The organism is Solitalea canadensis DSM 3403 (assembly GCF_000242635.2).
In the GTDB taxonomy this organism is placed as follows: domain Bacteria; phylum Bacteroidota; class Bacteroidia; order Sphingobacteriales; family Sphingobacteriaceae; genus Solitalea; species Solitalea canadensis.
This window is the reverse complement of the sequence record NC_017770.1, coordinates 3579523-3600368: the sequence shown is the minus strand read 5'-3', so window position 1 is coordinate 3600368 and position 20846 is coordinate 3579523. Positions and strand designations below refer to the sequence as shown.

The following is a 20846-nucleotide window of genomic DNA, read 5'->3' as shown; positions in this document are numbered from 1 at the left end:
TAGTATTATAAGCTTACTTTTAAAGACAAGGTGTATTGTTTTGCAACTGGTAGCGCAACACCACCGGCACTAAAGAATTCAGGGTCTTGTCCGTTAAGTTTTTTATCAGCATAGATTAACCATGGATTCATTGCTAATAATTGGATAGACACTGCATTCATACCGAATCTTTTCATCCAGTGAGATGGAAGATTATAGGCTAATGAAACCGATTTAAGTCTTACAAAACCACCATCAACAATGCGTGCATCTGAATAGTTGTAGTTATTGTAAGGATATGTTCCCTCTAGTTGTTCATTTTGCATGTTAGATGCAATAGCAGGGATGTTAGTGTATTTCTCATCACCAGGCTGCATCCAACGATCAAAGAATTCATTGGATGTTACATCTAAATCGTTCATTCCGATTCTGTAATAAGGGTTCAAACGAATCTTATTGCCAAGCTGATAAGAGAAAAATACATTTAATGTGAAGTTTTTGTAGCGGATGTTGTTACTTAAACCACCGGTAGTTGTAGGGTCGACAGAGCCTTCATATTTAAGATAGCTAGTTTCTTTAGATTGCAAATAAACGTCATTAGACACTTTTCCTTCTTCATTAACAAACAACGGAACTCCATTATCCGGGTCTAAACCTTTTGAAACGATTGAGTAAAGACCTCTTACCGGATATCCTTCTTTAGCTCCACCTTCCTGACGTACAAGGTCGAAGATTCGTGGCTGGCTCTTTAGATTTGTGATCTCGTTTTTATTGAAACCAAAGGTGAAGTTAGCACGATAATCCCAGTTCTTGTTTTTAACAACTGTGTAACCGAATGCAAATTCAAAACCATGAGATTTCATATCAGCATAGTTAGCTAAACGAATGGTTTCACCGCTAATACCATCAGTGCGTATAGGGCTGATTAGGTCAAAACCTTTACGGGTATAGTAGTCCATTGTAATGTTTAAGCGATTAGACAATACAGTCATATCTACACCTACGTTTGTTTCGTATTGCTTTTCCCAGGTAAGGTCTGAGTTTTCAAGTGCGTCGATAATAATGGCACTTTCTTTTTCAGTTAAGAAAGGACGATCGGTAACAATGTTCTTTAACAATACAGCAGAGTTGTTGGCATTACCCATAGATGCTGTTAATCCATAAGTAGCGCGAAGAGTTAACTGATTGAAAATATTCTGTTTTTGCATCCAGTTTTCTTCAGTTAAGTTCCAAGATCCACTAATGTTCCAGGTAGGCATCCAACGGGCACTAGTTGATTTACCTAATTGGTTTGAACCGTCATAGCGACCTGTTGCACCAAATGTATACTTGCCTTTATATGAGTAACTACCGGTTGCAAAGAATGATACAGCACGGTCATAATTCTGGCTTAAGCCATAATAATCAATATTGTTTTCTGAAAGCATTTTAAGCATACGATAGTCAGTATAAGGAACTCCTCCTTTATTATACTGGTATCCATAGCCATTAGAGTTCATTTTTTCTCTGTTGGCAGATTTGATCTCCTGACCAAGTAAGAAGTTGGTCATGTGTTTGTCGTTAAAAGTTTTGTCCCAGTTAAATGAGTTTCGCAGGTAATAACTGGTCATTTCATCTTCAAAGCGATAATAAATACCTCCTTGGGGTAAAACACTGTACGGTTCTGCATTCGGATCATCCGGATCAGAATATAAGTAAGGATTATTTTGACGAATCGTTGAAGTTTCATCAGCACGATAAGCAGCAGACATGTTGGAGTTTTCAGTAACATTGTGTTTTCTACTGCTTTTAACATATCTCACTGAACCAATTACATCATAACGGATATTCTTGTTGATTTTCCAACCTAAATCACTCTGGAATTTCAAGTCCATTACATTCAGATTGATGTAATTGTTATCCATTTCATTCAGAATGTTGAAAGGAGCAAAGTTGCGTTTGAAGTATTCCAAATTGCCGTATTCATCATAAGCTGTTAAAGTGCGGCTTGTATTTAACGCATAGCTGAATGGGTTGATATCGAATTTACGTTCATATGAGCCCTCCACCACATTGCTTAAACGAGATAGAGTACCAGGTGCACGTTGCTGACGAACTGATCCCACAGTGTTTAAACCGAGGTTTACTCTTTCAGAAAGTTTATAATTTGCACGCATTGAAGCGGTGTATCTCTTCACATTGTCAGCTACAGTCCATCCATTGTCATCGTAAAAACCTAATGAACCGTAATATTGAGATTGTTCGGTCCCTGATTGAAGTGAAATTGAATGATCCTGAGCTAATGAATTATGAAATAATAAATCAAACCAATCCGTATTTGCCATTGCATAACGCTTCAAAAAGTTGGTTTTTGCTTCATAGTTATTAGCTAACCCATAAGTGTCGGTGGCGGGATCATAGGCATTGATTTGATCGTACATTTTACCAAATACACCTGAGTTTCCACTATTGGTAAGGCGGTTCATACCCAACCATCCTTTTCTGTCAAGTTCAAGATAAACAGACATTTGGTCCGCAGAGTTCATTAAATCGTATGAAGAGTAATTTGGTTTAGTACTCATCGCATAATTTCCTGAATAAGAAAACAACGGTTTGCCTTTGGTTCCTCTTTTAGTAGTAATTACAATTACACCGTTCATTGCGCGGGCTCCGTATAATGCAGTTGCCGAAGCATCTTTCAAAATCTGGAAGCTTTCAATGTCATCAGAGTTGATGCCGGCTACTGCTGAACCAATAAGTGTATTGGCATCACCGGAGGTAAGCTGGTCCATTGAGATATCAACTATATCTTCAAGGGTAACACCATCTACCACCCATAATGGTTTGTTGTTACCGGTAATTGAGGTAACCCCACGCACGCGGATTTTTGGAGCAGATCCAAATGTTCCGGAAACGTTTTGAACCGATACGCCAGCCGCTCTACCTTCAAGCATACGGCTAACGTCTGTTACCCCGGCAATTTTTACATCTTCAGCCTTTAGTTTAACCGCCGAACCTGTAAATAATTTACGATCAATCTGTTGATAACCGGTACTAACAACCTCAACCTCGGTTAATTTATTGACATCTTCATCCAGTTGAACATTAAGGTTGATATTTGCCGAAGTAACTTTTATTTCCTTCGTTTTAAAACCTATACTTGAAAAAACAAGTGTAGCTCCTTCTTTTACTTTAATAGAGAAATTACCTTCACCATCTGTTGAAGTGCCATTTGTAGTACCTTTTTCCAGAATGCTGATTCCTGCCAACGGCTCTGCGTTTTTATTGCTTGATGTAACTTTACCTTTAATAATAATTACATCAGCTTTGTGAGCTTCAGCCGGCTGCACTACTATTTTTTTAAGTATAATTTTATTTCCAATAATTTTTGAGCTAATGCCTTTACTTTCTAATTGCTTTAAAGCTGATTCTAAGCTTAAATTTTTGCTTTCTGATACATCTATATCTTTTGATACTTCAGAAGCATCATAAACAAAACTTACATTGTGTTTTTTTTCTAACTTTTTAAGGAAGTCAGGAAGTTTTTCAAATGAGTCGACTTTTGCCTGTATCGGTTCGTCGAGCTTTGCCATAGCTGTGCAAGGTGCCAGAACAGATAAGAACAAAAGCAATTTTAACTTTGCTCTCTGGTTTTTGTACATTTTTACATGGATTAGATTGGGGTTATTAAATCTGATTCTTTTCTTCTTTATTATATTAATGGATACCTTTAATGATTACACTATCTCCTTCCTTTGAAATAGTAATAGGATAAGTTGCTTCGAGTATTTCAAGTACCTCTGTTAATGAACTATTATCAAATCTTACATTTAGCTTTTTATAGTCAGAAACGTTGGCTTTGATGATAATTTTAACATTGTAGTGGGATTCAAGGCTTTTGCAAACATCTGCTAACGGTGCATCTTCGAAGACAAGTTGTTGGGTTAACCAAGCTTCTTCGTTACGGTTTTGTGTTTGAAAAGGACTGATTGTTCCGGTTGCCTTATTAAATACTAAGCCACTCCCTTTTATCAGGATAGTTTGGGTAGAACTTTTAGAGGGCGTAAAACCTACTTTTCCGGTTTTTACACTTAATACAATTGAACTTGCTTCGGTATTTATATTAAAAGATGTTCCTAATACCTTTACGCTTGCCTCATGCATTTGTACAATGAAAGGGTGTGATGAATCTTTAGCAACCTTAAAAAAGGCTTCACCTTTATTGAGGTAGACTTTACGAAATCCTCCTTTAAGTTTTTCAGGATATTTTATCGAACTATTGGCCGCAACATAGATCATTGAGCCATCGCTAAGTCTAACTGAATCTATAGCTGCCAATGTGTTTTTCTCAAGGTAGTTAACTTCCTGTGAAGTGTATGCCCAATAGCCAACACCACTAATAATAGCTGCGGCTGCTGCACTGCGAATCCAGCTGATAATTCTTGTTCTTTTTTGACGTGATAAACTGTTTTCTTCAAGCAATAACGAGAATGTATCGGTCGACTGTTGAACAGGGACTTGATCGAGAACTTTGGTTTTTTCTGAAAATTGCCAAACGGTTAGCAGTTGCTGGAAGGCCTCTTCGTTTTGTTTTGATTCATTCCTCCAGTTCGCGATCGCTTGCTCTAATTCTTTATTTGTTGGAGCATTAAACCACTGCACTATTTTATCCAGCATGTTATTGTTTATATCCATATAACTTTTGGTGTTTAGTATATAGACAAACAATGGGTAGGCATACCACTAAAGAAACGGTATAATTTTTTTATTTTTTTTCAGAATGCCCTATTTTATTCGGTTTGAGGAGAAGTGGGAGGGAGTTAGTTTCGAGTTTTTTCGCAAAGCAATAGAAATGCAATCGACATTTTTAAACGAACAGAGTAATGTTTATTACCATTCTCGGTATCAATAAATAAACGCTCACGCAAGGTTTTAAGTGCATTTTTAATATGATTTTCTACTGTTTTTTCTGCAATATTAAGTTCCTGTGCAATTTCACGGTATTTCATATGATCAAAACGACTCATCTTGAATACCTTTTTGCATTGCTCAGGCAAAAGTTCTATTTCACGGTGTATTAACAGTTTTAGTTCATTTTCCTCATGAAGGGTATCGATATATTCTTCTGTTAATTGTTCAGCAATAATAGAATGATGTTTTGAAATGTTTTTCTGCTTGTTGATATGATTAATAGATTGATTGATAACAGCTCTATATAAATAGGAGCGCATTGCTGCAGGATTTTCAAGGGCAATAGGACTCTCCCAGAGCCGCAAAAATACATCTTGAATGATTTCTTCAGCCTGTAATTGATCCTTAACATATTTATGAGCCAGCATTAATAAGTTTTGAAAGTAATTGCGGTATAAGCTTGTAAATACCGAATGATCTCTTTCTAATAATCTTTCTGCTATTTGCTCATCGGATAATGCTCCATTTTCATTGTCTGATGTCATCCTTATAGCTTAAAAATGTGGGCGGAAGAAAGCGCGAAAATCAAAACTAACAAAAACCTGATGCCTAACAAAACATATGCAGCTATCCCACAATAATTAAATAGATATTTAGTAGATTAACTATGTAATAGTTAAGGGATAAATTCGTTTAATTATAATCATAAATGCACAAACTAATTTATCAGAAAACTAAACTTCCGTACTATGAAAACATTTAGGAGCATCATTACATTCGTTATCCTGATAACAATATGTTTTCAGTCAGCCGCTAATAGCTATTATCCCGAACAGTCGAGAAAAGGGGTAGTTGTTCTTCATCCTGTAAAATTCAAAAAAACGCAAGGTGCCGATTCATTGTCTGTAAAGATAAGTGGTGACAGGTTAACACGAAAACAGGCTCAGCAGCTCACCAGCGAATTGCAGAAGCAAAAAGGAGTAGTAAAAGTTCAGGTTAATTATGAGTTAAATACTGCGCAAATATCTTTTGTAGCTAACCAAGTTACGAGTAATCAACTTTCAACCATCATTAATTCATTTAAATCACCACAAGGGCAATCAAAATATAAAGCAATCATAATGTATGATTCTACTCATTGATAGTCAGCTGTTTAATCTGAAGTAATGAGTTAAGACGATTGTTAGGGGGTTAGTAGTACATTGATTTTAAAAATGTTTCTTACTTTTACCCCTCAATTTTAACCACAGTAAATCTTAGAATAGCGCTTTCCATAAATGATTTACAGCATTAAAAGACTAAAGAAAATTAATGAAACCAACTTTTGATTTTGAAAAGCCGATTGCCATATTGATGGAAGAGCTGGAAAAGGTTAAGCAGGCACAAGAAAAAACCAAAGTAGATTTTTCGGCAACCATACGTGAAATAGAAGCAAAAATAGATCAAACACAAAAAGACGTGTATAATAACTTAACAGGTTGGCAGAAAGTACAAATGTCGCGTCATCCGGAGCGTCCACAAACGCTTGATTATATAGCGATGATGTGTGAAGATTTTATTGAGCTACACGGTGATCGTACGGTAAAGGACGATAAAGCTATTGTAGGGGGCTTTGCAACGATTGATGGTAAACCAGTAATGATTATTGGTCATCAAAAGGGAAAAAATACAAAGGAGCGTCAATTCCGAAACTTCGGCATGGCAAATCCGGAAGGTTATCGTAAGGCATTGCGTTTAATGCGCATGGCAGAGAAATTTAATGTTCCTGTTGTTTGCTTAATTGATACAATGGGTGCATACCCAGGCCTTGAAGCCGAAGAACGTGGACAAGGTGAAGCTATTGCACGTAATTTACTTGAAATGTCGGTACTAAAAGTTCCGATTCTTTGTTTCATCGTTGGTGAAGGAGCTTCTGGTGGTGCATTAGGTATAGGAATTGGCGATAGAGTTTACATGTTGGAATATTCATGGTATTCGGTGATTTCTCCTGAATCATGTTCTTCTATTTTGTGGAGAAGCTGGGATTATAAGGAGAAGGCAGCAGATGCATTAAAGTTAACAGCAGATGATATGTATGCTAACAAACTTATCGACGGTATCATCAAAGAACCATTGGGTGGAGCTCAAAATGATCCGGCTGCAATTGCGTCTACTTTAAAACAACAAATCGTTTCAGATCTGGAAACGTTAACTAAAAAAGATATTAAAAAAGTAGTTTCTGAACGTATCGATAAATTCTCGTCAATGGGAGTTGTTAATGAGCATTAAGAACTAGCTATAAATTTATACTAACAAAGAGAGCCTGGGTTTTTATCCAGGCTCTCTTTGTTTCAGGAGGTTCCATTTGTAATTTTTAACCTTGCAATCCTTCCAAATATTCTTTCAATACCAACGCGTGATTACAATGTTCATCCTTTGCGGCATAAAGCAGTGTTACAGTTGCATGGTTTTGTGTATCATCCAAAAGTTCCTGAACTACTGGGTTACGTTGTAATTCTTCCTTATACTTAATCCCAAATAGATTAAACTTTTCAGGTTCATGGTTAAACCATTTTCTTAATTCAGGAGTAGGAGCAATGTCTTTCATCCATATATTAAAATGGGCATTCTCCTTTTTTAGACCCCTGGGCCAAAGTCGGTCGACAAATACACGAAAACCGTCAGCTTTGTTAATAGGAGCATATATCTTTTTAATCGTTATAACTGCCATGATAAATAAGCCAAGCCGCCCCTGCGAACTAAAGCCGGCTTTTAATTGTTATTGAGGTATCTTAAGTACTTGACCGGGTTTTATCAGGTCCGGATTACTAATCTGATCTTTATTGGCTTCAAATATTTTCTGCCAGGTTAATCCACTATACTTTTGAGCTATCTTACTCAAGTTGTCGCCTGGTTGTACAGTGTAGGTAGTACTGGCACCTGCCGCAACTCCGATGTTTAGAACCATATCTGCTGATCGCATTTCCGGATCCAGTTTTTCATAAATACTCCAGATCTGCTGCTTTATTCCATCTCCCGGAGCGGTACCTGTAACATACAAAACATTGTTTTGCTCTTGTACCGATAAATCACTTACTCCATTACTTTGGGCGAAATCTATCAGCTCTTTATATTTATCTTGTAGTGCCATGTCTCTATTATTTAACAATTGTAAGTTGATTAACTACTTTACGAGGCTTTGCCTCATTTACAGCTTGCATAACCTTCATCAGATCGTCTTTCTTTACTTTGCCTGTGAGTGTAACTACGCCATCGGCAATTGCAAACGAAACACCCGTAATTCCTTTTTGTGTAAAGGAATTTTCAATAGTAGTTTTTAGCACATCGTCAGGATTGATCGTTACTGTTGGTTCTGGAGCAGGAGCTGGTTTTACAGTAGTATTGTTGACAACGGATTTAACTCCTTTAATTCCTTTTACAGAGGCTTCAAGGGCAGTCTTACTGCTTTCGTCATTCACTTCTCCGATTAGAGTTACTACACCTTTTTCAACGGTAGCACTAACGTTGGGGCCATAAGCAGTAATTGTTTTATTTACCTCTGAAGAAATTTCAGAATCTTTTGGTCCACAGGAGGTTAAAATAGCGGTTGTTAACAACAGTATCAATACTGATGGTAACCAGTTTGAGATTTTAGAGCGCATAAGTTTATAATGATTTAACTAATTCAATCTACCAACATTTTTGGAAAGATGCTATAGTTTTAAGTTTTATTATTAATAATTTTTATTTTTTATTAAGCAATAAAAAACACCATTGATTATATATAGTATTGATAATTAGATTATTATAAAAATTATGTAACTAGTTTCATTGCTCAGCGTATAAAATAGAAACCTCTCAATCAAATAGATTAGGCTCTTAAATTTAAACGACAAATGAAAAAAATTAAGTGGGTGTTGCTGCTTATTATTGGAATTACAGTAGCTGCATCATGTAAAAAAAGTGATGATAACGATGGTATTGTTGATGCTGACCAATTAACAAATTATATCTGGAAAGGTGAGGAGTATAGTGGAAATGCAAACGGATATATGATTACTACAAGAGTGACTTACAATTTCTCTAAAGATTTTACATGTACCAAACAGATGATCAATAGTCGTGACACCGTCTATAACTATAAAGGCAAGTGGAGTTTGAAAACCAACAACAAGCTTTATATTGCTTACCCGGTTGGTCTTCCAGATCACAGAGATTCAATTCGTGAAGAAATTCAAATTGTAAGCTTAACCGATAATGAGTTTGTGTTTAAGCGCCCTAGTGATGATAATCGTATGGCGACCATAAATCGAAAATTCAGCCCTACTACAAAAGTAGTCATGAACACAGTTTTGCCCATAACTAAATAAATCATAGTTCAGCCAGACTAAAAAGCTATTCTATTTAACGTAGAGTAGCTTTTTTAGTTTAATGTCATGTTTTAAGTTTGAGCGTTGTAATATATTTGTATATATACTTATACTTATAAAAAAATAACTGAATATTGTTTTTGTAATTTTTAATATTCCATATAATGAGACAAACTATCTTTCTTAAACGCTTTCTTCTACTTATTTTATTGCTTAATCCTTTGTTTATGTTCGGTCAGGGTAAGAGCGAAGTTACCTTAGCTACTTACAACTTAAGGCTGAATATCGCATCTGACGGAGTTAATGCATGGCCAAACCGTAAAGAATGGGTAATGGGTCTTATTCAATATCACGGTTTTGATATTTTTGGAGTACAGGAAGCTTTATATGATCAAATGATGGATCTGGATTCAATTCCAGGATTTGATTATGTGGGTGCTGGTCGTGATGACGGGAAGCATGGTGGAGAATATTCGGCTATTTTTTATAACACTAAAAAATATTCGGTAATCAAAACAGGTACATTCTGGCTTTCACCAACTCCTGAGAAACCTTCAAAAGGATGGGACGCTGCTTATCCTAGAGTTTGTACGTGGGCTTATTTTAAAGAAATTAGTTCTGGGAAATCATTCTTCATGTTTAATACTCATTTCGATCATATAAGTGAGAAGGCGAGAGAAAACTCTGCTAAATTAATTCTTGAAAAAATTGAAGAATTGGTTTCAGGGAATATTCCGGTAGTTGTTACTGGTGATTTTAACTCAAGTCCTGAAACTAAAGCTTACGGAACAATTACTGAGCGATTTAATGATGCAAAACTGATCTCTAAAACAAAACCTTATGGTCCGAATGGAACATTTAATGCATTTAAATATAATGATCCGATAAAAGAACGTATCGATTTCGTTTTTGTAAATAGTTTGTTTGATGTATTGAAATACGGTGTTCTTACTGATACACAAGAGCAACGTTTTCCATCAGATCACTTTCCGGTTGTTTGTAAATTAAGTTTTTAATCTTATTAAGAGAGCTTAGTTAAGATTGAATGTGTTCTATACAAGACCGTAAAAACATTTTCATTGAGAACTTTTTAATACTTCAAAACAAATAAAAGAGAAAGGCCATGCAGAATTTCTGTATGGCCTTTCTCTTTATAAATCTATCTGTCAGGTTTATTCTTCTAGCACTGCGCTAAATTTACCTTCTAGTGTTTTTAATTCATTTTGTAATTTCTGAGCTAATGCTGGCTGGTTATTTTTCGAAGCCATATCAGCAAGTTCATGGATTAAACTGAGTCCGAAATTGATCTCTTCACCAAAACGACCCATTCGAGGCATTCCTAATGAATGATAGTAATCCAACTGATTAGTGATAAAGTTATTTACCAGTTCAATCTGTTTGTTGGCTTTGGCAGGGACTTTTGATTTATAGTAAAGATCTGCTGCCATTAAATCTGGTACTAGATTATAGCCAATTTGATTATTGATGAATGGAATAGATTCATTCATTTTATCCAATGTCTTCACACAAGAATCAATTTTGCCTTCATTTAAACAGGCTTGAGCTAAAATAGTGAAGGTGCTCTTACAAGTTGTGGTCATGCGTGAGCTTTCCGGATCAACGTAAATTTTACCGCTGTTATAATTACCCCACTTAAATTTATTGTGAATGTTATTATAAAGAATGTTGCTGTTAACGCTTCCTTCACGACCTAAAACAGCTTCTGTTGAATCGCTCTTCATTGGAACTAAACGATAAGCAAAGCCTTCATTTTGGAAGAATTTCTGTAACCCATAGAAGTTACGGTCTGGAACAGTAATAGCAAAGTAAATAGGGCGTTCCCATATGTTATTAGCAATAATGTCTAATGCTAATAGGTCATTTTTGTATAAACCATTTGAAGGGTAGGTCCAGTCAATCTCAGGTAGAATTTTGTTATACTGAGACGGATCAACCACTTTGTTTTTGATCACAGCATCTTTATCAACTGTAATTTTAAAGTTTTTAGTTGGTAAGTAATTGATATACTCGCCGCTTTGGGTCTGCGCTTTTGCATCCTGACTATCACTTCCCACAAACTGCATTACCTCTTTTAATTCGGCATTACCTTGTATGTTTTGTTCAAACAAAGGTGTATAATCACGAATACCTGCTGCAAACTGATGATTATCTAATGAAATCTTTATTGGAGCAGATTCATTCATTTTACCTTTCATCTGACGACCATACCAATCTGTACCTAATAAACTTAAGTTTACAATACGGATATCCGGACGGATATTCTCAACTTCCTGGCAATACCAAAGAGGATAGGTGTCGTTATCACCGTAAGTGAAGATAATGGCATTTGGAGCACAGCTGTTCAGGTAATTAGCCGCAAGATCACGTGAAGTGTAGCGATTAGAACGATCATGATCATCCCATTCTTCTTTTGCCATTACATACGGAACTGCAACCAGGCAAATCACCGTAGCGATTCCGGCAGAAGCCATTAAGTTAATTCGTTTAGCTAAGAACTCATAAATTGCTAATACACCAAGTCCAATCCAGATGGTGAAAGCATAAAAAGATCCTGCGTAAGCATAATCACGCTCACGTGGCTGTAAAGGAGTTTGATTTAGATAAAGTACAATAGCTAACCCTGTCATAAAGAATAGTAGAAATACTACTGAGAAATCTTTTAGGTTACGTTTATACTGGAAGAATAAACCAACTAATCCTAAAATCAATGGTAAGAAGTATAATCTATTGTAAGCTTTGTTTTCCGTAATACTCTTAGGCAATTGATTCTGGTTGCCTAAGCGAACAGCATCTATTGGTTTTATTCCACTGATCCAGTTCCCTTCGTGCACACTTCCTGCTCCTTGAACATCATTCTGACGCCCGGCGAAGTTCCACATAAAGTAACGGAAGTACATATAGTTAACCTGGTAACTTACAAAGAAGCTTATGTTGTCAAAGTAAGTTGGTTCCCCTTTAATTCCTAACCAGCTTTTATAAAACTGAACGTGATTTGCATCATCACTATAAATACGAGGGAAAGGAATAGTCTTGTTTTTATCATAAACAGGAATTGGTTTTTGACCAACTTCTTCATATTTATGATCGCCTTTACGGTAGATCATATCACCTTTTTCCTGACCAGTCATTTCGGCAGAGTAATAAGGACCGAAACCTAACGGGCGATCGCCATATTGCTCACGATTTAAATAACTCAAGAAGCTATAGGCATTTGAAGGATCATTATTGTTTAAGTTAGGATTTGCTTTTGCACGGATAACGATCATTGCAAAAGAAGCATAACCAATCATAATAAACATTGTACAAAGTACAGCGGTGTTTAAAATGTATTGGTTAACAGCTGGTTTCCAATAGAATAGTGTAACGGCAGCTGCGATTAAATATAAAAAGCCAGCAATAATTCCCCATCCCAAAAATAAAATAAGGCCTAAGCTGATAGCTGCAATATAAAGTTGAATGTTGCTTTTTGAAATGCTATAAAGAAGAAGGCTTACTAATAGTAAAACAAACAAAATTCCAAACACAACAACTCCGGTACCAAAGTTCATTCCCAAGCTGTTAACAAAGAATAAGTCGAACTTAGCAGCAAATGAAATAGTACCCGGTATAAGTCCGTATTGTACAAAAACTAAAATGACACAAGAAATAATGAATGTGAATAGTACACCTTTCGTTGTTGCTTCGTGTTTTTTGAAATAATAAACAAATGCAAGAGCAGGGATGGCCAATAAGTTCAGCAAGTGAACACCTATTGATAATCCCATCATGTAAGCGATAAATATCAACCAACGATCAGCATGTTTATCGTTAGCTTCATTTTCCCACTTTAAAATAGCCCAGAAAACAATTGCTGTACATAATGAAGACATGGCATACACCTCCGACTCAACTGCCGAAAACCAAAATGTATCTGAAAAAGTGTAAGCTAATGAGCCAACCAAACCAGCTCCAATAATAGCAAGTGTTTGTCCGCCATTGATTGTTGAGCCTTCAGTAAAAATTAGTTTCTTAGCCAGGTGTGTAATGCTCCAGAACAAGAACATAATAGTTGCACCACTCGATACAGCAGAACCAAAGTTGGTCCACCAGGCAACCTGAGTAACGTCACCGGCAAATAAAGAAAGCACTTTAGAGATCATCAGGAACAAAGGAGCTCCCGGTTGATGGCAAACTTGTAATTTAAATGCTGATGAAATAAACTCTCCGCAATCCCAAAAGCTTCCGGTAGGTTCAAGGGTTAATGTGTAAACGGTAGTTGCAATGAGGAAGGTAATCCATCCAAACAGGTTATTTAACCGTGTGTAATTTGTCATAATTTATGTTCAACCTAAGGTTTTTATTTTTACTCTATTTCAAAACGCCGAATTTAGAAATTATTTTGTGGTGTAAGGAAAAATAAATGAGTCGCAAGTGATTTTTACGACTCATTTGTTGTTTCCTGAATATTATTCAGTTTTTTCAAATTACTAAATGCAGTAATCAACAGGATAAAAAACGCTTGTGATTATGTTTTATCCATTAAGGCCAAACTTTTGAACAAATTCACCCAGTCTTGTTTCAATCTTGTTACTAAGTGCAGTTTGTCCGTGTTTGCGGCTTTCTTCAGCTAATAACTGCAAAATATATAATCCAGTCTGCACTTCATTAGCAACAAACTTGCTGTCTTTGCCACGGATAGCATACAGGTAATTTAATTCTTTAGTAATATACTCGCTGGTGTCCTGTACTATAGCATTTGCTTTTTTTAAAGCTTTGCAGTTGTAGTATAAGGTAGAGGTATCAAGACGGGTAAATTGGGATAAACCTATTCCAGTATTGCTCACGGGTAGATCATGTTCCATCCGATCAAGTATCTTTTCACATTCTTTTACTTTGCCTTCGTTTAATAGTGCCTTTGCCAATACATTATAGGAATCTCTATACCAACTTACATTGCGCGCAAAAGTAGGATCAATGTATGTTTTTCCATTGTTTATAGTACCCCAGGTATATTTATTCATCAGGTTGCTATATAAGATCGAAGTATTTACGCTGCCTTTCTCGGCAATACCATGGTTTATTCCATCATCCTTAATTGGTACCAAACGATAAACGATTCCATCTTTGCGGAAGTAATTATCGAGTCCGCAAAAATCTTCTTCTCCCAGGAACTGGTGAAAGTAAATCGGCCGATTCTCTATATTATTAGCGATAATGTTTAGCGTTAACAATTGATTTTTTAGTAACATATCCTGCGGTAATTGCCAAACCATTTCATTAACAACTTTATTTTCATCGGCCTTAGGTACGGTTCCATTGTTAACCATCTTTTGCTTATTAACTGTTAACTTCAATTGTTTTGTTGGCAAGTAATTGATAAAGTCTCCTGAGTCTAATTGTGCTTTAGCTCGTTCATCATCACTTCCTATAAAATCTAATAACTCCTGCAGTTCAACCGGATCTTTAATATGCTGATCAAATAAAGGGGTATAGTCTCTGTTACTGTTGGCAAATTGCTTGTAGGTGTATGACAACTTTACTTCGGCAGCTTTATTTACCGGTTTTAATAGTTGTTTGCCATACCATCCCATCCCAATTAGTTGCAGATTGACAATACGGATATCCGGACGATAGTTTTCAACTTCCTGCATATACCACAATGGAAAAGTTTCATTATCTCCGGCAACGAAAAGAATTGCATTGGGAGCACAACTGTCGAGTGTGTTTTTGGCAATATCGCGAACAAGTGTACGCTGAGAACGATCATGGTCATCCCATTCCTGGTTCAACATTAAAATCGGAACCGCTACCATGCAGATCGCCGAACTAAGACTAGCTATCGCTACATTGTTCCATCGCTTACTCAAGAAATCTTTTATAAATAAAACGCCTAATCCAATCCAAATGGCAAAAGCGTAAAATGAAGCAGCATAAGCATAATCCCGATCACGTACCTGCTGCGGGGTTTGATTGAGGTAAATAATTATTGCAATACCTGTAAAAAGAAATAGCAATGCAGTGGCTATAAAGTCTTTATTATTCTTTTTAAGTTGATAGATAAGCCCTGCAATACCTAATAGCAAAGGAAGAAAATATAACCTGTTATAGGCTTCATTATTAGCAATGCTAGGAGGGAGTTGACTTTGGTCTCCCAATGCGATGGCGTCAATTGGCTTAACCCCACTTACCCAGTTTCCTTTGTTGGGTTCGCCCTCACCTTGAATGTTATTTTGTCGACCTGCAAAATTCCACATAAAATAGCGCCAGTATAAATGACCTAGCTGATAAGTGGTGAAGTAGTTGATGTTATCTCCAAAGTTGGGATTACCTGAAGGTTTATTTAGCCATGAACGATAAAAACTCTCATACTTCTGGTTGGCAATTCTTGGAAAAAGCATTTTCTGTCCGTCCGGGATTTTTTTCTCATACTTTTTACCCACAACTTCATACTTGCTATCCCCTTTAACGTATATATTCTGGTCAGACTTAGTATAATAAATTTTGCTAGTAAAAGTCGGCCCAACAACCAACTCGTCTCCGGCCCCAAACTGCTCACGGTTCAGGTAGTCTAAAAAAGAGAATATATTGTCCGGAGATGTGTTATTTAAACTTGTATCAGCTTTTGCCCTGATAATGATCAATGCATATGAAGCATAGCCGATATAAATAAAGCATAAACATAATGTAGCGGTGTTTAACCAAACCTTTTGCTTTTTGAATGAATAATGGAGTATCCATGCAAAACTAACAGCTAGTAAAATGATAAAAAACGTTACCCCGCTTCCAAATGAAAGGGCAATTCCATTCACGAATAGCAGCTCAAATTTTGCAGCGAGTGAAACTGTACCAGGGATAACTCCATATTGAATGAAAACTAATATTAGGCAGGATATAACAAATGTTAACAAGGCTCCCTTCCAGCCTTTGTTTATTTTTTTGAAATAATAAACCATTCCAACTGCCGGAATAGCCAGCAAGTTGAGTAAATGCACGCCAATTGATAGCCCAATTAAGTAGGCAATAAATAGTAACCATCTATTTGCTCTGGGTTGATCTGCCTCGTTTTCCCATTTTAAGATTGCCCAGAAAGTAATGGCTGTGAATAGCGATGACAGGGCATATACCTCGGCCTCCACTGCAGAAAACCAGAAAGTATCGGAAAAGGCGTATGCAAGGGCACCTGTAAAACCAGCCCCAAATATGGTGATTAACTGAATTGTGCCTAGTTGTTGATCGGTTTTTAGGAGTTTCTTTGCAAGGTGGGTAATGGTCCAGAACAAAAACATAATTGTTGCGGCACTCGCAAGAACGGAACCTAAATTGATCCACCAGGCAACTTGAGTTGAATCTCCCGATAACAATGATAGTATTTTGCTGATTATTAAATAGAGCGGAGCGCCCGGTTGATGGCAAACCTGGAGTTTATAAACAGAAGCTACAAATTCTCCACAATCCCAGTAACTTACAGTTCGTTCCATGGTTAGCGAATACACGATGGCTGCAATCATAAAAGCAAGCCAGCCAAGCACATTGTTTAGTTTAGCGTAGTTTGTCATAGTTAAAAGGTTGATAGTCAGTAGGCGTGATGAAGATTTCTAAATAACGCTTAAACAGTAGCTCATGGTATGGAGGATCGGGGATATTGTAAATTTTATTAGTTTTTTTAATTAACAATTTCTTAAAATGGAGGTAAATACTATCTTTGCACCCGCTTAGAGGCCAGAAGGGCTTCTTTTAAAATTTGAAATAAAAAAATTTGAGACTGACAATCAGAAGGTTTTAAAAAGCCTTCAGAAAAAGTGAAAAAAGTTTTTGCATAAATAAAATTGATTTCTACTTTTGCAGTCCCAAACGACAACGATCCCTAAACGGAGAGTTGTTTAAAAGGAGATAGCCCGATAGTATAAGGGTAGTACAAGTGATTTTGGTTCATTTAGTCTTGGTTCGAATCCAGGTCGGGCTACTTAAAAAAAGCAAGTGATTGCGAAATACGAGTTTTAAAGATTTCGTATTTCGCAATTTTAGTTTTAAAGCTAGCTAAAAAAAATGCCTTCTCGTTTTAATCCCGTTAAGTTATTTGCCGGCTCAGCTTCGAGTGGCCTGGCAGATCAAATTGCTCAAGCCAGTGCTCGTGAGCTAGGTGATAGCACACTTTCGCGTTTCAGCGATGGTGAATTCCAACCTATTTATAATGAATCGGTTCGCGGCTGCGATGTGTTCTTGATTCAGTCAACTTATGCACCGTCAGATAATTTAATGGAGTTGCTGCTGATGATTGATGCAGCTAAACGTGCTTCCGCACACTACATTACTGCTGTGATCCCTTATTTCGGATTGGCACGTCAAGATCGTAAAGACAAACCTCGTGTTGCAATTGGTGCTAAAATGGTTGCTAACTTATTAGCAGCGGCCGGCGCTCACCGCATTATGACGATGGATTTGCACGCTGCTCAGATTCAGGGCTTTTTTGATATTCCGGTTGACCACCTTGACGCTTCTGTTATCATGGTTCCGTATATCAAATCATTGAAGCTACCGAACCTGACTATTGCTTCTCCGGATATGGGTGGTACCGCTCGTGCTCGTGTTTTTGCAAAGGCATTAAACGCTGAAGTAGTAATTTGTGATAAACAACGTAAACGTGCCAATGAAATCGAGTCAATGTCGGTTATTGGAGACGTAAAAGGAAAAGATATTGTTTTGGTTGATGATATCTGTGATACTGCAGGTACTTTAACTAAAGCAGCTGCTTTATTAATAGAAAAGGGAGCAAACAGTGTTCGTGCTGTTTGTACTCACGGAGTTCTTTCTGGTAAAGCATATGAGAATATTGAGAATTCAGTATTGGAAGAGTTGATCATTTGTGATACAATTCCTTTGAAACGTGCTTCTGACAAAATCAGAGTACTTTCAGTAGCTGATTTATTCTCAAAAGCCATCGCAAACGTATACGAGCACGGCTCAATCAGCGATTTGTTCCGTATGGGTGACGGTGTGCAAGCAACAGTGAAATTTTAATTTTTTAATAATTTATATTTAAGCAAATGAAATCTATAGCTATTAGCGGTTCGAAAAGATCGAACGTAGGGAAACGTGATGCTAAGGAGTTACGCTATGAGGGTTTAGTACCAGCTGTATTGTACGGTGGTAAAGAACAAACTCACTTCTCTGTATCCGCTGCAGATTTACGTCCAGTGTTGTATACTCCAGATGCAATGTTCGTTGAATTGACCATCGAAGGTGCAAAACACACTGCAATTGTAAAAGATGCTCAATTCCACCCACTAACTGACGTTGTTGTTCACGTTGACTTTTTAGAGTTATTTGATGACAAAGAAGTTGTTATGGAATTGCCAATTCGTTTGGAGGGTACTTCTCCAGGTGTACGTATCGGTGGTAAATTGAATCAAAAATACCGCAAACTGAAAGTTAAAGGTTTACCTAAAAACTTCGTTGATTATGTTCCTGTTGATATCAGCAAATTAGAATTAGGAAAGAACATCCGTGTTGGAGAAATCAAGTTAGAAAATCTTGAAATCTTAAATGCGAAAGTTGATACTATGGTTTCAGTTCTTGCTTCACGTGCTACACGTCAGGCTGATGCTGAAGCTGCGGCAGCAACTAAAGGTGGTAAAAAATAATTTTAATCTCTGAATGGTCCTGAAATAAGTTGACAGATTTTATACAGATCCCAGTTGCATAAGTAGCTGGGATTTTTGTTTATAAACACACTGAGGTGTTTGCATTTGCAAAGATAAATGCGGACGATAGTTGTTGTATAAATTTACGGCTTCTTCTGCTAATAATTTTGCATGAAGCTTAGATTTCAGCCTATTCCCTAAGCCAAATTCTTCTTTTAACGTTCTGTTCATTCGCTCTGCCAGCGCATTTTCATACGGATCGGACTGTTCGGTCATGCTCATGGTAATTGCATGTGAACTGGCAAGGCCCACGTATTCTGCACTACAGTATTGCAATCCTCTGTCTGAATGATGAATCAATCCATCCGTTTTTGTTTGGCGGTGTTTAATGGCCATTTGAAGGGCTTGCTTCATCTGGACTGCTTCCATGCTATCTGCTACTACATAACCCATAATCTTTCGGCTATAGACGTCGGTCACCAAGTTTAGATAGCAGTTGCCCTCATCCGTTTTTAAATAGGTGATATCACTTACCCAAACCTGATCAGGCTGATCAACCGTTCTGTTTTTAAGCAAATTGGGATATTTCCTGAGCCAATGTTTGGACATAGTGGTTTGCACATACCGCCGTTTAGGCCAAATCAACAACTGATGATTACGTAAGAAGTCAAAGAGTTTATCCCTGCCCATTTTGATCTGCTGAGCCTGAAAGCTATCCCGAAGCTGATGATGCAATTTCCGTCCACCTAAGCGTGATAAAACTTTCCGTTCTTTTTCAACCAGTTTCTTTACGGCAGCTTCTTGCGCTGCTTGTAAAGCCTGCTCTTTACAGTGCTTGTAAAAGTATTGTCGGCTATAACCTAAAGTGTTTGCTACAAATTTGACGGGATATCCTCCTCTGACTGAGCCTGCTTTGTAGCTTCGGATAACAGGCTCAAATACTTTTTTCGAATATCGGTATGAAACTGGCTGTCGGCTATATCGATGGCCCGGTTCAGTATTTCCTTTTCCTGTTCCAGCCGTTTGAGCTTTTTCTCCAGTTCTTTTATTTTTTTACTAGGCGTATCGCGTTTCATGAGCTCTGATTCTTTCCAGTCTAATCTACCATGTTTTCGCAACCAAACCAAAACAGTGCTTCTTCCCTGGATTCCGTAACGAAGCTGCGCCTGCTTATATGTAAGTTCGCCTTTTTCTACCGCGTCCACAATCTCCAGTTTAAAGGCTAAACTGTAATCTTTTTGAGTCCTTCGATGGTAACTCTTAATTTCCTGATCTTTCATATAGTTAACTCTTGTTGTGTCAACTTATTTCAGGACGGAACACTCCTTTAAAAAATTAAGCAGTCTTGGTTAAACCCGGGACTGCTTTTTTATTTTGTTAGATTTGTGCCCCGAATCATATCTTAATAAATGAAATACTTAATTGCCGGACTTGGAAATATAGGTCCTGAATATGCAGATACCCGTCATAATATAGGCTTTATGGTTTTAGACCAATTTGCAAAGGAAGAAGGTGTGAAATTTACCACAGAACGTCATGCATATTACACTGAAGTAAACTTTAAGGGTAGAACATTGCATTTAATAAAGCCCACAACTTACATGAATTTAAGTGGTAAGGCACTTAATTATTGGATGCAGACACTGAAAATTCCTGTTGAAAATACGTTGGTTATCGTTGATGAGCTTGCATTACCATTTGGTCGCGTTCAATTGAAACCAAAGGGAGGTAACGCCGGACATAACGGGTTAAAGAATATTGAATCTATGATCGGCACTCAGGCTTATCCACGTATCCGTTTTGGTATTGGCGATAACTTTCCAAGGGGTAGACAGGTCGATTACGTATTAAGTGGCTTTGATGATGATGAAAGTCCTCAATTGCCCTTATTAATTGATAAAAGCATTGAAATGATCAAAGCCTTTTCAACCATTGGAATTGAATTGGCGATGACGCGGTTGAATAAGTAAGTTAAGCGGGAATATTT

At 37.1% G+C, this 20846-nt stretch carries 17 protein-coding genes and 1 tRNA gene; 8 read left to right on the top strand and 10 right to left on the bottom strand.

Going from position 1 to position 20846, the window contains the following annotated elements; all coding sequences use genetic code 11:
* Nucleotides 1–5 precede the first annotated feature (5 nt).
* The 3 genes from SOLCA_RS14940 to SOLCA_RS14930 form a co-directional block, all read right to left on the bottom strand.
* Nucleotides 6–3620 carry a SusC/RagA family TonB-linked outer membrane protein gene (locus tag SOLCA_RS14940; protein ID WP_014681300.1) on the bottom strand — a complete coding sequence of 1205 codons (3615 nt, stop codon included), beginning with the start codon at nucleotides 3618–3620 and terminating at the stop codon, nucleotides 6–8.
* A 55-nt stretch (nucleotides 3621–3675) separates the two neighbouring features.
* The gene (locus SOLCA_RS14935; RefSeq protein WP_014681299.1) at nucleotides 3676–4653 is read right to left on the bottom strand and encodes a FecR family protein; all 978 of its coding nucleotides are present in this window, start codon (nucleotides 4651–4653) and stop codon (nucleotides 3676–3678) included.
* A gap of 125 nt (nucleotides 4654–4778) precedes the next feature.
* A complete protein-coding gene (locus SOLCA_RS14930; RefSeq protein ID WP_014681298.1) occupies nucleotides 4779–5414 on the bottom strand; it encodes an RNA polymerase sigma-70 factor in 636 nt (211 codons plus the stop codon).
* Nucleotides 5415–5618: 204 nt separating this feature from the next.
* Here SOLCA_RS14930 and SOLCA_RS14925 point away from each other — a divergent pair, with 204 nt between their 5' ends.
* Nucleotides 5619–6011: a hypothetical protein gene (locus tag SOLCA_RS14925; protein WP_014681297.1), complete on the top strand. Its 393-nt coding sequence runs from the start codon at nucleotides 5619–5621 to the stop codon at nucleotides 6009–6011.
* A gap of 169 nt (nucleotides 6012–6180) precedes the next feature.
* The gene (locus SOLCA_RS14920; RefSeq protein ID WP_014681296.1) at nucleotides 6181–7137 is read left to right on the top strand and encodes an acetyl-CoA carboxylase carboxyltransferase subunit alpha; all 957 of its coding nucleotides are present in this window, start codon (nucleotides 6181–6183) and stop codon (nucleotides 7135–7137) included.
* 85 nt (nucleotides 7138–7222) lie between these two features.
* Here SOLCA_RS14920 and SOLCA_RS14915 read toward each other — a convergent pair whose 3' ends face one another.
* From SOLCA_RS14915 to SOLCA_RS14905, 3 genes are read right to left on the bottom strand one after another with little or no spacing between them, the layout of a single operon-like run.
* A complete protein-coding gene (locus SOLCA_RS14915; RefSeq protein WP_014681295.1) occupies nucleotides 7223–7579 on the bottom strand; it encodes a DUF488 domain-containing protein in 357 nt (118 codons plus the stop codon).
* A gap of 48 nt (nucleotides 7580–7627) precedes the next feature.
* Complete coding sequence (locus tag SOLCA_RS14910) at nucleotides 7628–7999, bottom strand: LysM peptidoglycan-binding domain-containing protein (RefSeq protein ID WP_014681294.1); 372 nt, start codon at nucleotides 7997–7999, stop codon at nucleotides 7628–7630.
* A gap of 7 nt (nucleotides 8000–8006) precedes the next feature.
* Nucleotides 8007–8510, bottom strand: a complete 504-nt coding sequence (locus SOLCA_RS14905; protein ID WP_014681293.1) for a BON domain-containing protein — start codon at nucleotides 8508–8510, stop codon at nucleotides 8007–8009.
* Between the two features lie 234 nt (nucleotides 8511–8744).
* On the opposite strand from SOLCA_RS14905, the gene SOLCA_RS14900 reads away from it, so the two are divergent.
* Together SOLCA_RS14900 and SOLCA_RS14895 are read left to right on the top strand one after the other, a co-directional pair.
* Nucleotides 8745–9218: a lipocalin family protein gene (locus SOLCA_RS14900; protein WP_014681292.1), complete on the top strand. Its 474-nt coding sequence runs from the start codon at nucleotides 8745–8747 to the stop codon at nucleotides 9216–9218.
* A gap of 164 nt (nucleotides 9219–9382) precedes the next feature.
* Nucleotides 9383–10234 (top strand): endonuclease/exonuclease/phosphatase family protein, encoded by an 852-nt coding sequence (locus SOLCA_RS14895; protein WP_014681291.1) that lies wholly within the window; start codon nucleotides 9383–9385, stop codon nucleotides 10232–10234.
* Nucleotides 10235–10390: 156 nt separating this feature from the next.
* On the opposite strand, the gene SOLCA_RS14890 is transcribed toward SOLCA_RS14895, so the two are convergent.
* Together SOLCA_RS14890 and SOLCA_RS14885 are read right to left on the bottom strand one after the other, a co-directional pair.
* Nucleotides 10391–13552 (bottom strand): glycosyltransferase family 117 protein, encoded by a 3162-nt coding sequence (locus SOLCA_RS14890; protein ID WP_014681290.1) that lies wholly within the window; start codon nucleotides 13550–13552, stop codon nucleotides 10391–10393.
* A gap of 198 nt (nucleotides 13553–13750) precedes the next feature.
* A complete protein-coding gene (locus SOLCA_RS14885; RefSeq protein WP_014681289.1) occupies nucleotides 13751–16774 on the bottom strand; it encodes a glycosyltransferase family 117 protein in 3024 nt (1007 codons plus the stop codon).
* Between the two features lie 336 nt (nucleotides 16775–17110).
* On the opposite strand from SOLCA_RS14885, the gene SOLCA_RS14880 reads away from it, so the two are divergent.
* The 3 genes from SOLCA_RS14880 to SOLCA_RS14870 all read left to right on the top strand — a co-directional run bounded on the left by SOLCA_RS14880 (nucleotide 17111) and on the right by SOLCA_RS14870 (nucleotide 18859).
* A tRNA-Gln gene (locus SOLCA_RS14880) sits at nucleotides 17111–17181 on the top strand.
* Nucleotides 17182–17264: 83 nt separating this feature from the next.
* Complete coding sequence (locus tag SOLCA_RS14875) at nucleotides 17265–18236, top strand: ribose-phosphate pyrophosphokinase (protein ID WP_014681288.1); 972 nt, start codon at nucleotides 17265–17267, stop codon at nucleotides 18234–18236.
* Nucleotides 18237–18262: 26 nt separating this feature from the next.
* Nucleotides 18263–18859: a 50S ribosomal protein L25/general stress protein Ctc gene (locus SOLCA_RS14870; protein WP_014681287.1), complete on the top strand. Its 597-nt coding sequence runs from the start codon at nucleotides 18263–18265 to the stop codon at nucleotides 18857–18859.
* 39 nt (nucleotides 18860–18898) lie between these two features.
* Here the strand turns inward: SOLCA_RS14870 and SOLCA_RS14865 are convergent, their stop codons facing one another.
* Together SOLCA_RS14865 and SOLCA_RS14860 are read right to left on the bottom strand one after the other, a co-directional pair.
* Nucleotides 18899–19786 carry an IS3 family transposase gene (locus tag SOLCA_RS14865; protein WP_157604733.1) on the bottom strand — a complete coding sequence of 296 codons (888 nt, stop codon included), beginning with the start codon at nucleotides 19784–19786 and terminating at the stop codon, nucleotides 18899–18901.
* Nucleotides 19732–20139: an IS3 family transposase gene (locus SOLCA_RS14860; protein ID WP_042479901.1), complete on the bottom strand. Its 408-nt coding sequence runs from the start codon at nucleotides 20137–20139 to the stop codon at nucleotides 19732–19734. The genes SOLCA_RS14865 and SOLCA_RS14860 overlap by 55 nt, the downstream gene beginning before the upstream one ends.
* A 129-nt stretch (nucleotides 20140–20268) precedes the next feature.
* Between SOLCA_RS14860 and pth the strand changes: the two genes are divergently transcribed.
* A complete protein-coding gene (pth, locus tag SOLCA_RS14855; protein ID WP_014681286.1) occupies nucleotides 20269–20829 on the top strand; it encodes an aminoacyl-tRNA hydrolase in 561 nt (186 codons plus the stop codon).
* The last annotated feature ends 17 nt before the right edge of the window (nucleotides 20830–20846 follow it).

What these genes read in the sequence shown, in the direction of transcription:
- SOLCA_RS14925 (WP_014681297.1), top strand. Translation starts at nt 5,619, where the DNA reads ATGAAAACATTTAGGAGCATCATTACATTCGTTATCCTGATAACAATA.
- SOLCA_RS14940 (WP_014681300.1), bottom strand. Translation starts at nt 3,620, where the DNA reads ATGTACAAAAACCAGAGAGCAAAGTTAAAATTGCTTTTGTTCTTATCT.
- pth (WP_014681286.1), top strand. Translation starts at nt 20,269, where the DNA reads ATGAAATACTTAATTGCCGGACTTGGAAATATAGGTCCTGAATATGCA.
- SOLCA_RS14935 (WP_014681299.1), bottom strand. Translation starts at nt 4,653, where the DNA reads ATGGATATAAACAATAACATGCTGGATAAAATAGTGCAGTGGTTTAAT.
- SOLCA_RS14905 (WP_014681293.1), bottom strand. Translation starts at nt 8,510, where the DNA reads ATGCGCTCTAAAATCTCAAACTGGTTACCATCAGTATTGATACTGTTG.
- SOLCA_RS14870 (WP_014681287.1), top strand. Translation starts at nt 18,263, where the DNA reads ATGAAATCTATAGCTATTAGCGGTTCGAAAAGATCGAACGTAGGGAAA.
- SOLCA_RS14920 (WP_014681296.1), top strand. Translation starts at nt 6,181, where the DNA reads ATGAAACCAACTTTTGATTTTGAAAAGCCGATTGCCATATTGATGGAA.
- SOLCA_RS14860 (WP_042479901.1), bottom strand. Translation starts at nt 20,139, where the DNA reads ATGAAAGATCAGGAAATTAAGAGTTACCATCGAAGGACTCAAAAAGAT.
- SOLCA_RS14930 (WP_014681298.1), bottom strand. Translation starts at nt 5,414, where the DNA reads ATGACATCAGACAATGAAAATGGAGCATTATCCGATGAGCAAATAGCA.
- SOLCA_RS14895 (WP_014681291.1), top strand. Translation starts at nt 9,383, where the DNA reads ATGAGACAAACTATCTTTCTTAAACGCTTTCTTCTACTTATTTTATTG.
- SOLCA_RS14900 (WP_014681292.1), top strand. Translation starts at nt 8,745, where the DNA reads ATGAAAAAAATTAAGTGGGTGTTGCTGCTTATTATTGGAATTACAGTA.
- SOLCA_RS14890 (WP_014681290.1), bottom strand. Translation starts at nt 13,552, where the DNA reads ATGACAAATTACACACGGTTAAATAACCTGTTTGGATGGATTACCTTC.
- SOLCA_RS14910 (WP_014681294.1), bottom strand. Translation starts at nt 7,999, where the DNA reads ATGGCACTACAAGATAAATATAAAGAGCTGATAGATTTCGCCCAAAGT.
- SOLCA_RS14875 (WP_014681288.1), top strand. Translation starts at nt 17,265, where the DNA reads ATGCCTTCTCGTTTTAATCCCGTTAAGTTATTTGCCGGCTCAGCTTCG.
- SOLCA_RS14885 (WP_014681289.1), bottom strand. Translation starts at nt 16,774, where the DNA reads ATGACAAACTACGCTAAACTAAACAATGTGCTTGGCTGGCTTGCTTTT.
- SOLCA_RS14915 (WP_014681295.1), bottom strand. Translation starts at nt 7,579, where the DNA reads ATGGCAGTTATAACGATTAAAAAGATATATGCTCCTATTAACAAAGCT.